The sequence below is a fragment of the Pseudomonas sp. Pseusp97 genome, from assembly GCF_047304025.1.
Lineage (GTDB): Bacteria > Pseudomonadota > Gammaproteobacteria > Pseudomonadales > Pseudomonadaceae > Pseudomonas.
Genome location: NZ_JBGLYK010000153.1, coordinates 1 through 14,155, shown reverse-complemented (window position 1 = coordinate 14,155; position 14,155 = coordinate 1). Strand labels below are relative to the sequence as shown.

Here is a 14,155-nt window from a genome sequence, read left to right as displayed (position 1 = left end):
GAGCTGGGCGGGTTCGCGAGCAAGCTCGCTCCTACAAGTTGACTCTGTGCCATGAAAAAAGCCGGAGCTGCTGGGCAGCTCCGGCTTTCGTGTTTTCGTAGGAGCGGATTCATCCGCGATTCGGCCGCAGGGCCGGTGGTCGAGCCATCGCGGACGGAGTCCGCTCCTACGCCCAACCCTGGAATCAGTTCGGGGTATAGATCTGGTCGAACACGCCGCCGTCGGCGAAGTGGGTCTTCTGCACGGTGCGCCAGTCGCCAAAGGTCTTCACCACAGAGAAGAAGTCCACTTTCGGGAAGCGGTCGGAGAACTTGGCCAGCACGTCCGGGTTGCGCGGGCGCAGGTAGTTGTTGGCGGCGATGGTCTGGCCTTCGTCGGACCACAGGTATTTCAGGTAGGCCTCGGCTTCGGCGCGGGTGCCTTTCTTGTCGACCACCTTGTCGACCACGGCCACCGGCGGCTCGGCCTCGGCGGAGACGCTCGGGTAGACCACTTCGAAGCCGCCACGGCCGAATTCGCGTGCGATCATCTCGGCTTCGTTCTCGAAGGTTACCAGCACGTCGCCGATCTGGTTCTGCATGAAGGTGGTGGTCGCTGCGCGGCCGCCGGTGTCCAGCACCGGGACGTTCTTGAACAGCTGGGCGACGAATTCCTTGGCCTTGGCTTCATCCGCGCCGTGCTTCTGCGCGTAGCCCCAGGCGGAGAGGTAGGTGTAGCGGCCGTTGCCCGAGGTCTTCGGGTTCGGCACCACCACCTGCACGCCCGGCTTCACCAGGTCGTTCCAGTCCTTCAGGCCCTTGGGGTTGCCCTTGCGCACGATGAACACGGTGGCGGAGGTGAAGGGCGCGCTGTTGTTCGGCAGGCGGGTCGCCCAGTCCTTGGGCACCAGGCCGCCGTTGTCGGCCAGGGCATCGATGTCGGTGGCCTGGTTCATGGTGATGACGTCGGCCGGCAGGCCGTCGATCACCGCGCGGGCCTGTTTGCTGGAACCGCCGTGGGACATCTGGATGGTGATCTTCTCGCCTTTCTCGGCCTGCCAGTGTTTCTGGAAGGCGGCGTTGTAGTCCTTGTAGAAGTCGCGCATCACGTCGTAGGAGACGTTGAGCAGGGGCTGGGCGGCCTGGGCGGCGGAGGCCAGGGCGAGGCCGGCGGCCAGCAGCGAGGCGCTGAACAGACGTTTCACAAGCAGTTCCTTTTGGCAGTGTTGTTGGGTGTCGATTATGCCGACAGGTTATATGCCAATTAAATACTTAAAGGCTATTTGCTTATGCGGGCACCGGCGTTCGTCCGGGCGCCTCACCAGGTACCCGCGGCCATGCGGAAGAAGTTTGCCCGGCAGCCTGGCAGGCTGGCCGGGCAATGACTGCACGCCGGCTCTCAGTCCAGCCCGCTGACTTCCAGCTCCTTCGGATATTCCACGCTGAACTTGAAGGTGGTGCTGCGCTTCTCGCCCGGTTTCAGCTGCCAGTCCCACAGCAGCTTGCCGTCGTCCTCGCGGGCAGCCGCCTGGCCTTCGGGCTCCAGCAGGGCGACCTTGATCTGCTCGTTGCGCGAGACCGGCAGCTGGTCCTTGAACTGCAGGCGCTGCTCGGTCTTGTGGTTGTTCTGCGCGTCGATACGGAACTCGTAGGTGATGCGCTTGCGCCCGCCAGTCAGGCCGGTGTAGTCGGTGTAGCGGTTGACCAGCTTGCGCTTGATCGACATGGCCTCGTCGCCTCCCAGGGCCAGTTCGAAGGTCTCTCCCGGCATCACCGCGCGCAACTGGCCGCTGGCGACGAAGGTGTTGCCCAGGTAGGTGTTGAGCGTGCCCGGCAGCAGCGGATAGTCGCTGGCGTTGCGGGTGTCGGCCTGCAGGTAGGCGGCTTCGCGCAGCGACGGCGTGGCCAGGTAGCGGAAGGTCGCCGGCAGCTTGAACTGGGCGATGGCTACCTTCTGCGAGCTGCCGTCGCTGTTCAGCGTGGCGCGGGTCGGAATATGGAAGGAAGCGCTGGTGGTGGCGCCGCTGACTTCGGCGACGGCGACGGGCACCTCCGCCATTTCAGCCAGGGAGCCGGCCATGGCCATCTCGTCGGCGGCAAAGCGCTGGGCCTTCTTCGCCTCCAGCGCCACCATCGGCGCGGCTGGCGCCGGGGCGGGCCGGGCGGCCATTACCGTGCGCGGATCGAAGGTGTCGACGAACCACGGCGAAAGCGCCGGCACGCTGCTGCCCAGGTTGGGGCGGGCGGTGGACAGGGTGAGGTCGACATCGGTCCAGTCCTCGCCGCTGCTCTGCCGCACGATGCCCTGGTAGGTCATCTCGATCTGCTCTTCGCCATCGCGCAGGCGGGCATCGTAGGCCGGGCGCCAGGAGGCGTCGTAGAGCGTGTAACTGAGCTGCAGTCGGACCTGCGCAGGCTTCTCCAGCGCCACGCGAAGGATCGCGCGCTTGTAGTGGGTGCCGTCCCCGGCCAGGTGGCTGCGCTGGTTCTCCAGCTCCTGCTTGCGCTGCTGCAGCTCCTCGCCCTGCTGGTCGAGCTTGCGCTGCTCGTCGAGGATGCGGCCCAGGTTGCCCTCGCTCATCTGCAGCAGGTTCTTCAGCTCGTCGATGCTCGGCAGCGCCTGGTTCTTGCCCGGCTTGGTGCTGCTGGCCTGGATGTCGGCGAGGAACTGCTTCTGGTTCTCCAGCACGCTGCCCCGGTCGCTGATTTCGCGCTCCTGCCGCTGGATATCGCGCAGCTGCGCCTCCAGCTGTTGCAGGCGGTTGTCTTCGGACGGAGGTGACAGCTGCGGCGCGCTGCTGACGTCGAGCAGGGTCGCGGCGGCGCTGGCGCTGAGCGAAGCCTGCAGGCTGTTGTCGTCGATGCGCAGGGGCAACTGCTCCAGCGCGATCTCGTGCTGGCCGGCGGGCAACTGCAGGGTGGAGGTGCGGGTGACTATGGCACGGTCGGTGTAGACCGTAACCGCACTGATGCGGCTGTCGGCCACCTGCGGTGCGGCCAGCAGCGAGGGGCTGGCCAGCGCGCCGGCCATGGCGAGGATCAGTGGGTGGAATCGAAAGGGCATGGGCTCACCTCGTGGCCTGGAAAGCGGCCGGCACTGCGGAACGCCTCCATGGCGTCCGTCCATGCCGCTTGTGACGAAGCGGGCGAGAGGAACGGGTTGAGCGGGAAAAAGACGCGCCTGGATGGCCGACGAACGGTGGAGCCGGAGGGGAGCCGGGGCATCGTCCGCCCCGGCGGGAGGATCAGGCGCGTTCGCCTGCCTGGGGCTCGTCCACGTCGCCCTCGGCCATGCAGGCCGCGGCGGTGAACAGCACGTCGGTGGAGGAGTTGAGTGCGGTCTCGGCGGAATCCTGGAGGATGCCGATGATGAAACCGACCGCCACCACCTGCATCGCCACTTCGCTGGAAATGCCGAACAGGCCGCAGGCCAGCGGGATCAGCAGCAGCGAGCCGCCGGCCACGCCGGAGGCGCCGCAGGCGCAGATCGAGGCGACCACGCTGAGCAGGATGGCGGTGGGCAGGTCCACGGCGATGCCCAGGGTGTGCACCGCCGCCAGGGTCAGCACGCTGATGGTGATCGCAGCGCCTGCCATGTTGATGGTGGCGCCCAGCGGGATCGATACCGAGTAGGTGTCCTCGTGCAGGCCCAGGCGTTCGCACAGCTGCAGGTTGACCGGGATGTTGGCCGCCGAGCTGCGGGTAAAGAAGGCGGTGATGCCGCTCTCGCGCAGGCAAATCAGCACCAGCGGGTACGGGTTGCGGCGGATCTTGGCGAAGACGATCAGCGGGTTCACCACCAGCGCCACGAACAGCATGCAGCCCAGCAGCACGGCAAGCAGGTGCAGGTAGCCGATCAGCGCATCGAAGCCGGATTCGGCGATGGTGCCGGCGACAAGACCGAAGATGCCCAGCGGGGCGAAGGCAATCACCACGCGGACGATCAGCGTCACGCCATTGGCCATGTCGTCGAGCAGGTCACGGGTAGTCTGGCGGGCGTGGCGCAGGGCGATCCCCAGGCCGATGGCCCAGGCCAGGATGGCGATGAAGTCCGCCTCCAGCAGTGCCTTCACCGGGTTGGTGGTGACGCTGAACAGCAGCGAGCGCAGCACTTCGCCGATGCCGCCGGGCGGCGACAGTTCGCTGGTCGGCGCACTGAGCACCAGGGTCGAGGGGAAGGCGAAACTGGCCATCACCGCGATCACCGCCGCGGAGAAGGTGCCGATCAGGTAGAGCATGAGGATCGGCCGGATGTGGGTGCGCTGGCCCTGCTTGTGGTTGGCGATGGAGGCCATCACCAGCACCAGCACGAGCACCGGTGCCACGGCCTTCAGGGCGGAGATGAACAGCTTGCCGAGCAGGCCGACCGCTGCGGCGCCTTGCGGCCAGAGCACGGCGAGGGCGATGCCGCAGAGCATGCCGATGAAGATCCGCAGGACCAGGCTGGTGCCCTTGAGGCGCTGCAGGAGGGTGGGAGTTGGAAGCGTCATGACATCTTTCGCTGCTTGGGAATGGGAGCGCGCCGGTTGTCCGGTGCGTGAGGGCGCGGATTATGCCGTCTGATGCCGGGAAATGCGCGGCTACCCGTCGATCAGTGCGCATCGGCGGTGATGGATTGCAGTCTGGATGGGCGCGCACGGACCGGCATTGATCCATGCCGGTCGCGTCGGGATTAGCCTCCGATTCAGCCCAGGTCGGCGAAGGCTTCCGGGTCCAGGTCGATGCCGGCGACGCGCTGCACCGCGCCGCGCATGGTGACCTTGAAGTCGTCTTCGACACGGATTTTCAGCAGGCCGCCGGCCAGATGCAGGTCGATGTGCTCGTCGCTCAGGCCGAGCCTGCGCGCCGCCGAAGCAGCGGCGCAGCTGCTGGTGCCCGAGGACAGCGTGTAGCCGGCGCCGCGCTCCCATATTTCCACGCGCAGCGCATCGCGGGACAGCCACTGGACGAACTGCACATTGGTGCGCCGGGGGAACAGCGGGTGGTTTTCCAGCAGCGGGCCGAGGCGGCAGGCCAGCTCGCGGCTGGTCTGCTCGACGAACACCACGCAGTGCGGGTTGCCCATGGAAACGGCGTTGATCTTCAGCGCCACGCCGTCGATTTCCAGCGGATAGTCCAGGGCCTCGGGGGCGTCGATCAGCACTGGAATCTTCGCGCAGGCGAACTCGGCGCGGCCCATGGACACTTCCACGGTGCGCCCCTCGTCGGACACCTGGCTGGTGACGGTGCCGCCGGCAGTGACGATGTCGAATGCCTTATCCGCCACCAGCCCGCAGTCCCACAGGTAGCGGGAGAAGATGCGCAGGCCGTTGCCGCTCTTCTCCGCTTCGGAGCCGTCGGGATTGAGGATGCGCAGGCCGAAGGCGGCGTCGCTGTGATCAGCCACCAGGATGCCGTCGGAGCCGACGCCGTGGTGGCGGTCGCAGACGCGACCGATCTGCGCAGCGCTCAGGGCGAACGGCGCGTCGCCCGCATAGACGAGGTAGTCGTTGCCCAGGGCCTGGTATTTCACGAAGTTCATTGGTGCGATCCGTCGCCGCAAAAGGGCCCTCGACTATACACGCGGGCCGCTGTTTTCCCTTCGCGGATGGTGCAGCAGCGCTTCCAGCACGCGCTGGCCGAGGATCACCAGCCAGCAGGCGAGGATGAAGGGCGCGGTGAAGGCGGGCAGGCCGACCAGGGCGAAGCCGGGTTGCAGCAGTACCGCCAGGACGATGCCGCACAGCGGCGCCAGTGGGCTGCGGAATCGCAGCGACAGGGCGATGCCGGCCAGTGCGCCGTTCAGACCGAGCAGGCCGGCCTGCGCCGAGGCGGCCGGCAGGTCGAATAGCGGCGCCAGGGCCAGTGCACCGGCGGCGCCGGCCAGCGCCCAGAAGGCGGCGCGGCGTTCCACTAGCAGCAGGCCCAGGGCGATGGTCAGACCGGCCAGCGGCTCGCCGAGGAAGATCACTTCGCCCAAGCCCAGCGCTGTCGAATCCAGCAGTGGATCAGCCACGCCGCAGGACAGGCAGGCGAAGCCGCTCGCCGGTGCGAAGCCCAGCGCCTTGCCCAGCGCGACCGAGACCCAGCCCAGCAACACGAACGCCGAGGTGTAGGCCGGCAGGCCGAAGCGCCGATGCGACTGGCGCAGCAGCACGGCCTGCACGGCGACGCTGGTGAGGATGGCGGCGACGGTCAGCATCGCCAGCCCCAGCGACCACTGGAACTGGAAGGGCAGCAGCAGGCCGATGAGGATCGGGTTGTAGTCGTGCAGGCCGGCGTCGATGTCCGCCTGCGGCTCGCGCACGAAGCACGCGGTGAGCGGACCGAGCAGCGCACCGAGCAGCGCGCCGGGCAGCAGTTGCGGTGCGGACCAGGCGATGGTCACAAGCAGGATCAGGCCGAAGCGGGCGTCGGCCTGCAGGTAGATCTGGCCGAAGCCGATCAGCCGGGTGGAGACGAATTTGTTCAGGGGCATTTGCGGTCTGGGCAGTTGAAAGTGACTCCGCAGCGCCTCGTTGGGTGTGGGGCATCGAGGCCCCATCGGCGGGCGCTGCGTGAGAACCTTGTGACGCCGCCATACGGGGCCGCGCCACGGGTCTGGAAAAAGAAAAGAGGCTGTCCGCGGGATCACCGCGAACAACCTCCAAAATCCATGGCCAGCATTGGGAGTTGCTGCGTGGGGGCCATGGACCGACAAGCATTCGGTGCTCATGCATTCATAACAAGGTCAAACCCGGACGGACGGGGACGCGGCCCCGTATTCCCGGCCCCGTCCGTCCGGGAGTGACTCGGTGCGGAGGCACGCGCTTGGGCGTGGCTCCTGAACTCGGTGACTCTCCTGTCGCTTGGTTTCCCTCTCCCCAGCCCTGGCTACGCGCCCCGCTCCGAAGGGAGAGGGAGCAGTTCGGCGTTGTGGGTTATTCCGGCGTTTCGCCTGCTGCCGCTGTAACTCCCTCTCCCGCTTGCGGCAGAGGGTTGGGGAGAGGGGCCTTTGCCTTTCTCAAATCATCAAACTTCCAACGCCGGCGCCACCGTCTCGATCCGCAGCATGTTGGTGCTGCCCGGCTGGCCGAAGGGCACGCCGGCGGTGATCACCACGGTGTCGCCGCGGCGCGCCATGCGTTGGGCCAGGGCGATGTCCAGGGCGGTGGAGCAGATCTCGTCGACATGGGCGAGCTGCGCGTTGACCACCGAATGGACGCCCCAGGCCACGGTCAGGCGGCGGGCGGACTTGAGTTGCGGCGTCAGGCTGAGGATCGGAGCCTTGGGCCGTTCGCGGGAGGCGCGCAGGGTCGAGGCGCCGGACTCGGTGTAGTTCACCAGCACCGCCACCGGCAGGATGCGGCTGATCCGGCGGATCGCGCAGCTGATGGCGTCGGAGACGGTGGCGTCCGGTTCCGGGCGGTTGATCTCCAATTGGGCCTGGTAGTCCGGCTCGGCTTCGACCTGGCGGATGATCTTGGCCATCATCTCCACGGACTCGCGCGGGTATTGACCCGAGGCGCTCTCGGCGCTGAGCATCACGCAGTCGGCGCCTTCGCTGACAGCGTTGGCCACATCGGTCACTTCGGCGCGGGTCGGTGCCGGGGAGAAGCGCATCGATTCGAGCATCTGGGTCGCCACCACCACCGGGCGGCCGAGCTGGCGGCAGACCTGGATGATGCGCTTCTGGATGCCCGGCACGCTCTCGGCCGGCATCTCCACGCCCAGGTCGCCACGGGCAACCATGATCGCGTCGGACAGCCTGGCGATGGCTTCGATGGACTGCACCGCCGAAGGCTTCTCGATCTTCGCCATGAGGAAGGCCTTGTCGCCGATCAGTTCGCGGGCTTCCTCGATGTCTTCGGGGCGCTGCACGAAGGACAGGGCGACCCAGTCCACGCCCAGCTCCAGGCCGAAGGTCAGGTCGCGGCGGTCCTTGGCGGTGAGCGGGCTGAGCTTGAGTACGGCTTCGGGGACGTTGACGCCCTTGCGGTCGGACAGCTCGCCGCTGTTCATCACGCGGGTCTCGATGGCATCGGCGTGGGCGTTGAGCACCTGCAGGCGGATCTTGCCGTCGTCCAGCAGCAGGCTCATGCCCGGCTCCAGCGCCTGGATGATTTCCGGGTGGGGCAGGGTGACGCGCTTGTCGTCGCCCGGTGCGTCGTTCAGGTCGAGGGTGAAGGACTGGCCCTTCTGCAACTGCACCGCGCCGTCGGCGAACCGACCCACGCGCAGCTTCGGCCCCTGCAGGTCCATGAGGATGCCGATGGGGTAGTTCAGCTCGGCTTCCACTTCGCGCACCCAGGCGAAACGCTGGGCGTGGTCGCTGTACTCGCCGTGGCTGAAGTTCAGGCGGAACAGGTTGGCGCCGGCTTCCACCAGGGCGCGGATGTCGTCGCGGCTTTTGATCGCCGGGCCCAGGGTGGCCAGAATTTTTACTTTCTTATCCGGAGTCATTTGTCGTTCTCGAGGACCAGGATGGCGCGGAAGTCGTTGACGTTGGTGCGGGTCGGCCGGGTGATCACCAGGTCGCCCAGTTCGGCGAAGAAGCCGTAGCCGTTGTTGTTGTCGAGCTCGTGCAGCGGGTTCAGGCCGGCCTTGAGGGCGCGGCTGTAGCTGCACGGGCTCATCAGGGCACCGGCGTTGCTTTCCATGCCGTCGATGCCGTCGGTGTCCCCCGCCAGGGCCCAGATGTTCGGTTCACCTTTCAGGTCGGCGGTGAGGCTGAGGAGAAACTCTGCATTGCGTCCGCCACGGCCGTTGCCGCGCACGGTCACGGTGGTCTCGCCACCGGAGAGGATCAGGCACGGCGCCTTCAGCGGCTGGCCATGCTTGCGGATCTGCCGGGCGATGCCGGCATGGACCTTGGCCACCTCGCGGGACTCGCCTTCCAGGTCGCCCAGGATCAGCGTCGGGATGCCCGCGGCTTCGGCCTTGGCAGCCACCGCTTCGATGGCATGCTGGGGCGTGGCGATCAGCTTGAAGTGGCTGCGCGACAGGCATTCGTCACCGGGTTTGACGGTCTCCGAGCGCGGGTCTTCCAGCCAGGCGCGCACGTTCGCCGGCACGTCGATGCCATAGCGCTTGAGGATCGCCAGGGCGTCGGCGGAGGTGGTCGGGTCGCCCACAGTGGGGCCGGAGGCGATTACCGTAGCCTCGTCGCCGGGCACGTCGGAAATCGCGTAGGTGTACACGCTGGCCGGCCAGCAGGCGCGGGCCAGGCGGCCGCCCTTGATGGCCGAGAGGTGCTTGCGCACGCAGTTCATTTCGCTGATGGCGGCGCCGGATTTCAGCAGGGCCTTGTTCACGCTGCGCTTGTCATCGAGGCTGATGCCTTCGGCCGGCAGGGCGAGCAGGGCGGAGCCGCCACCGGAGAGCAGGAAGATCACCCGGTCGTTCTCGGAGAGGCCGCTGATCAGTTCCAGCACGCGACGGGCAACGCGCTCGCCGGCGTCGTCCGGCACCGGGTGCGAGGCTTCCACCACTTCGATGCTGCTGCACTGCGCGCCGTAGCCGTAAGGCGCCACCACCAGACCCTGGACTTCACCCTTCCAGTGCTTCTCGGCGACTTCGGCCATGGCCCCGGCGGCCTTGCCGGCACCGATGACGATGGTGCGGCCGCCCTTGTCGGTGGGCAGGTGCTGCGCCAGTACCTGGGCCGGATGCGCGGCGGCGATGGCGGTGTCGAACAGCTCGCGCAGGAAGGCGCGTGGGTCGAGGCTCATGTCAGGCTCCGATGATTCTTGTTGTGGTGTTCCATGGCTCAGGCTTCTTTCTGAAGAAGGCTCAGCGATGGAATCGAACACCCCGGCCGGCGAGGCCGTGATTCCCTACGGCCGGGTGTTCGAATCGCTTTGCAGCGTGGCGGGCGAAGCCACTCCCATAACTTCGCCCGTCACTTTGCTCCGTGGCGGATAACGCCGCTGGCGTTATGCGCCCTACGTCCTGCTCTACGTAGGATGGGTGGAGCCTGCGATACCCATCACCAAGTGGTGCAGGGATTGATGGGTATCGCTGCGCTCCACGCCATCCTACGGCCGCGTCTTCAGTCCTTGCGGATCGAGAAGTTGGCCATGTGCTCCAGGCCCTTGATCAGGCCGGAGTGGTCCCAGTTGCTGCCGCCGATGGCCGCGCAGGTGCTGAACACCTGCTGGGCGTTGGCGGTGTTGGGCAGGTTCAGGCCCAGTTCGCGAGCGCCGGCCAGGGCCAGGTTGAGGTCCTTCTGGTGCAGGCTGATGCGGAAGCCCGGATCGAAGGTGCCCTTGACCATGCGGTCGCCGTGCACTTCGAGGATGCGCGAGGAGGCGAAGCCGCCCATCAGCGCTTCACGCACCTTGGCCGGGTCGGCGCCGTTCTTGGCGGCGAACAGCAGGGCCTCGGCAACGGCCTGGATGTTCAGGGCAACGATGATCTGGTTGGCCACCTTGGCGGTCTGGCCGTCGCCATTGCCGCCGACGCGGGTGATGTTCTTGCCCATGGCCTGGAACAGCGGCAGGGCGCGTTCGAAGGTGTTCGGGCAGCCGCCGACCATGATGCTCAGGGAAGCGGCCTTGGCGCCGACTTCGCCGCCGGAGACCGGGGCGTCCAGGTACTGCGCGCCGGTGGCCTTGATCTTCTCGGCGAAGGTCTTGGTGGCGGTGGGGGAGATCGAGCTCATGTCGATCACCACCTTGTTCGGGCCCACGCCTTCGGCGATGCCGTCCTTGCGGAACAGCACGTCTTCGACCTGCGGGGTGTCCGGGACCATCACGATGATGAACTCGGCTTCCTGGGCGACTTCCTTGGGGTTGGCCAGGCCGATGGCGCCGGCTTCGACCAGCGCCGCGGGGGCTGCGTCGTGGTGGGTGGAAACGAAGATCTGGTGACCGGCTTTCTGCAGGTTCTGCGCCATGGGCAGGCCCATGATGCCGGTGCCGATGAATCCGATTTTGGCCATGAGGAATTCTCCTGGTTGTTCTTGTTGGGCTTCCGGCTCCCCGCGTACCCGGGGAGTCGATGAGCTGGCCGTAGGATGGGTGGAGCTTGCGATACCCATCACCATGCGGTGCAGGGACCGATGGGTATCGCTTCGCTCCACGCCATCCTACGAAGTGAGTCGGGTCAAACGACGTTGTGGCTCTTCAGCCAGCCGAGGCCGGCTTCGGTGGTGGTCCTGGGCTTGTATTCGCAGCCGACCCAGCCGCGGTAGCCGATGCGGTCCAGGTGGTCGAACAGGAAGCGGTAGTTGATCTCGCCGGTGCCCGGCTCGTGGCGGCCGGGGTTATCGGCCAGCTGCACGTGGTTGATCGAGGCGAGGTTCTTCTCGAGGGTCCGCGCCAGGTCACCTTCCATGATCTGCATGTGGTAGATGTCGTACTGCAGGAACAGGTTGGCGCTGCCGACCTTCTCGCGGATGTCCTGCGCCTGCTTGGTGGTCTGCAGGTAGAAGCCGGGGATGTCGATCGTGTTGATCATTTCCATGACCAGCTTGATGCCCGCGGCTTCGAGCTTGCCCGCCGCGTACTCCAGGTTGTTCAGGAAGGTGTTCTCGATGGTCGCGCAGTCGTAGCCCTGCGGACGGATGCCGGCCAGGCAGTTGACCTGGGTGTTGCCCAGCACCTTGGCGTAGGCGATGGCCTTGTCGACGCCGGCGCGGAATTCCTCGACGCGGTCCGGGTGGCAGGCGATGCCGCGCTCGCCCTTGGCCCAATCGCCGGCGGGCAGGTTGAACAGCACTTGCTCGAGCTTGTTGGCGTCCAGGCGGGCCTTGATCACCTCGGCCTCGACGTCATACGGGAAGAGGTACTCGACACCGCTGAAACCGGCGCGCGCGGCGGCTTCGAAACGGTCGAGGAAGTCCACCTCGGTGAACAGCATGGACAGATTGGCGCAGAAACGGGGCATTGTTTTGACTCCTTGGTGGCATGTCGCACGAACAGCCCCCTCTCCCTTCAGGGAGAGGGTTGGGGAGAGGGCGTTACCGCGCACTCCCGGGTTCGGTTCAGCTAATCAATCCGGCAGCGGCTCAATCCAGCAGCGAGATGGCGGTGGGTGCGTCGACCCCCTTGAGCGCCAGCTCTTCGAACTCGTTAACCGCGTTGATCTCGGTACCCATGGAGATGTTGGTGACGCGCTCCAGGATGACCTCGACCACCACCGGTACACGGTGCTGCTGCATCAGTTCGCGAGCCTGGGCGAAGGCGGCGCCGATCTGGTTCGGGTCGAACACGCGGATCGCCTTGCAACCCAGGCCTTCCACCACCGCGACGTGGTCCACGCCGTAGCCGTTGAGCTCCGGTGCGTTGACGTTGTCGAAAGCCAGCTGCACGCAGTAGTCGATCTCGAAGCCGCGCTGCGCCTGGCGGATCAGGCCCAGGTAGGAGTTGTTCACCAGCACGTGGATGTACGGCAGGTTGAACTGCGCACCGGCGGCCAGCTCTTCGATCATGAACTGGAAGTCATAGTCGCCCGACAGCGCGACGACCTGGCGGCTCGGGTCGGCCTTGACCACGCCCAGGGCTGCCGGAATGGTCCAGCCCAGCGGGCCGGCCTGGCCGCAGTTGATCCAGTGGCGCGGCTTGTAGACGTGCAGGAACTGCGCGCCGGCGATCTGCGACAGGCCGATGGTGCTGACGTAGCAGGTGTCCTTGCCGAAGAACTCGTTCATCTCTTCGTAGACGCGCTGCGGCTTGACCGGCACGTTGTCGAAGTGGGTCTTGCGCTGCATCGTGCGCTTGCGCTCGCGGCAGGCTTCGACCCAGGCGCTGCGGTCCTTGAGCTTGCCGGCGGCTTTCCACTCGCGGGCCACTTCCAGGAACACCTCCAGGGCGGAACCGGCGTCGGACACGATGCCCAGGTCAGGGGTGAACACACGGCCGATCTGGGTCGGTTCGATGTCCACGTGGACGAACTTGCGGCCAGCGGTGTAGACGTCGACCGAGCCGGTGTGACGGTTGGCCCAGCGGTTGCCGATGCCGAAAACCATGTCCGATTCCAGCACGGTGGCGTTGCCATAGCGGTGCGAGGTCTGCAGGCCGCACATGCCGGCCATCAGCGGGTGATCGTCGGGGATGGTGCCCCAGCCCATCAGGGTCGGGACCACCGGTACGCCGGTCAGCTCGGCGAATTCCACCAGCTTGTCGGAAGCGTCGGCGTTGATGATGCCGCCGCCGGCGCAGATCAGCGGACGCTCGGCGTCATTGAGCAGGGCCAGGGCCTTTTCGGCCTGGGCGCGGGTGGCCTTGGGCTTGTTCACCGGCAGCGGCTCGTAGGCGTCGATGTCGAACTCGATCTCGGCCATCTGCACGTCGAACGGCAGGTCGATCAGCACCGGGCCGGGACGGCCGCTGCGCATTTCGAAGAAGGCTTTCTGGAAGGCGTAGGGCACCTGGCCCGGCTCCAGCACGGTGGTCGCCCACTTGGTGACCGGCTTGACGATGCTGGTGATGTCCACGGCCTGGAAGTCTTCCTTGTGCATGCGCGCACGGGGAGCCTGGCCGGTGATGCAGAGGATCGGGATGGAGTCGGCGGAGGCCGAGTACAGGCCGGTGACCATGTCGGTGCCGGCGGGGCCGGAAGTGCCGATGCATACGCCGATGTTGCCGGCGTTGGTGCGGGTGTAGCCCTCGGCCATGTGCGAGGCGCCTTCCACGTGGCGGGCCAGGACGTGATCGATGCCACCGAGTTTCTTCATGGCCGCATACATGGGGTTGATGGCGGCGCCCGGTACGCCAAAGGCGGTATCCACGCCTTCGCGACGCATGACGAGTACGGCAGCCTCGATTGCTCTCATTCTGGCCATATTTTGTTCCTCGGTTCTTATACTGATTGTGTACAAAAGTTGAGGCGATTCTAGGCAGGCAATTCGACGAAGGTCAAGACGGGTTGTATACGAGGGACTGAAGGGTCATTTTTGGTTGAAAGCCTTCTAATGCGGGGGTTGAGCAGAAAAGCTGAACGCCGGGTCAAACTGACGTTTGAAAAAATGTATACAAAAACACATGCCGATTGTCCTTTTATGTTGCTTTGGGTGAGACCTTCGGCTACTAGATTGCGTACAGATTTCTGATACGCGTGTGCGCAGCATTCACCTGCATGGCGTTGCCCCGGCCTACCGACCTTTATCTGCCTTATCAACTTGAAGAGGAAAACCTCATGACCACCCTGAGCCTGGAAACCGCACTGGACATCACCCGTCACGCCCTGGTCGCCAGCCGCGAGCTGTCCACCGCGCC

At 66.1% G+C, this 14,155-nt stretch carries 10 protein-coding genes; all 10 read right to left on the bottom strand.

Translation table 11 applies throughout. The features are described from left to right. Positions 1-184 precede the first annotated feature (184 nt). The gene (locus tag ACCC94_RS21155; RefSeq protein ID WP_413351490.1) at positions 185-1,183 is read right to left on the bottom strand and encodes a sulfate ABC transporter substrate-binding protein; all 999 of its coding nucleotides are present in this window, start codon (positions 1,181-1,183) and stop codon (positions 185-187) included. 194 nt (positions 1,184-1,377) lie between these two features. Further along, positions 1,378-3,042 (bottom strand): mucoidy inhibitor MuiA family protein, encoded by a 1,665-nt coding sequence (locus tag ACCC94_RS21150; protein WP_413351489.1) that lies wholly within the window; start codon positions 3,040-3,042, stop codon positions 1,378-1,380. Between the two features lie 181 nt (positions 3,043-3,223). Next, the gene (sstT, locus tag ACCC94_RS21145) at positions 3,224-4,468 is read right to left on the bottom strand and encodes a serine/threonine transporter SstT (RefSeq protein WP_413351487.1); all 1,245 of its coding nucleotides are present in this window, start codon (positions 4,466-4,468) and stop codon (positions 3,224-3,226) included. 194 nt (positions 4,469-4,662) lie between these two features. Further along, positions 4,663-5,499 carry a diaminopimelate epimerase gene (dapF, locus tag ACCC94_RS21140; RefSeq protein WP_413351486.1) on the bottom strand — a complete coding sequence of 279 codons (837 nt, stop codon included), beginning with the start codon at positions 5,497-5,499 and terminating at the stop codon, positions 4,663-4,665. A gap of 33 nt (positions 5,500-5,532) precedes the next feature. Further along, entirely contained in the window at positions 5,533-6,435 is a 903-nt protein-coding gene (locus ACCC94_RS21135; protein ID WP_413351484.1) for an urea transporter, read from the bottom strand. A 533-nt stretch (positions 6,436-6,968) separates the two neighbouring features. Then, positions 6,969-8,399 (bottom strand): pyruvate kinase, encoded by a 1,431-nt coding sequence (gene pyk, locus ACCC94_RS21130; RefSeq protein WP_413351483.1) that lies wholly within the window; start codon positions 8,397-8,399, stop codon positions 6,969-6,971. Then, positions 8,396-9,667 carry a glycerate kinase gene (locus ACCC94_RS21125; RefSeq protein ID WP_413351482.1) on the bottom strand — a complete coding sequence of 424 codons (1,272 nt, stop codon included), beginning with the start codon at positions 9,665-9,667 and terminating at the stop codon, positions 8,396-8,398. The genes pyk and ACCC94_RS21125 overlap by 4 nt, the downstream gene beginning before the upstream one ends. A 320-nt stretch (positions 9,668-9,987) precedes the next feature. Beyond that, on the bottom strand, positions 9,988-10,878 hold the full coding sequence (locus ACCC94_RS21120) for a 2-hydroxy-3-oxopropionate reductase (protein WP_024763150.1): 891 nt from the start codon (positions 10,876-10,878) through the stop codon (positions 9,988-9,990). 164 nt (positions 10,879-11,042) lie between these two features. Further along, positions 11,043-11,825 carry a hydroxypyruvate isomerase gene (gene hyi / locus ACCC94_RS21115; RefSeq protein WP_413351481.1) on the bottom strand — a complete coding sequence of 261 codons (783 nt, stop codon included), beginning with the start codon at positions 11,823-11,825 and terminating at the stop codon, positions 11,043-11,045. Positions 11,826-11,946: 121 nt separating this feature from the next. Next, a complete protein-coding gene (gcl, locus tag ACCC94_RS21110) occupies positions 11,947-13,722 on the bottom strand; it encodes a glyoxylate carboligase (RefSeq protein WP_413351480.1) in 1,776 nt (591 codons plus the stop codon). Between the last annotated feature and the right edge of the window lie 433 nt (positions 13,723-14,155).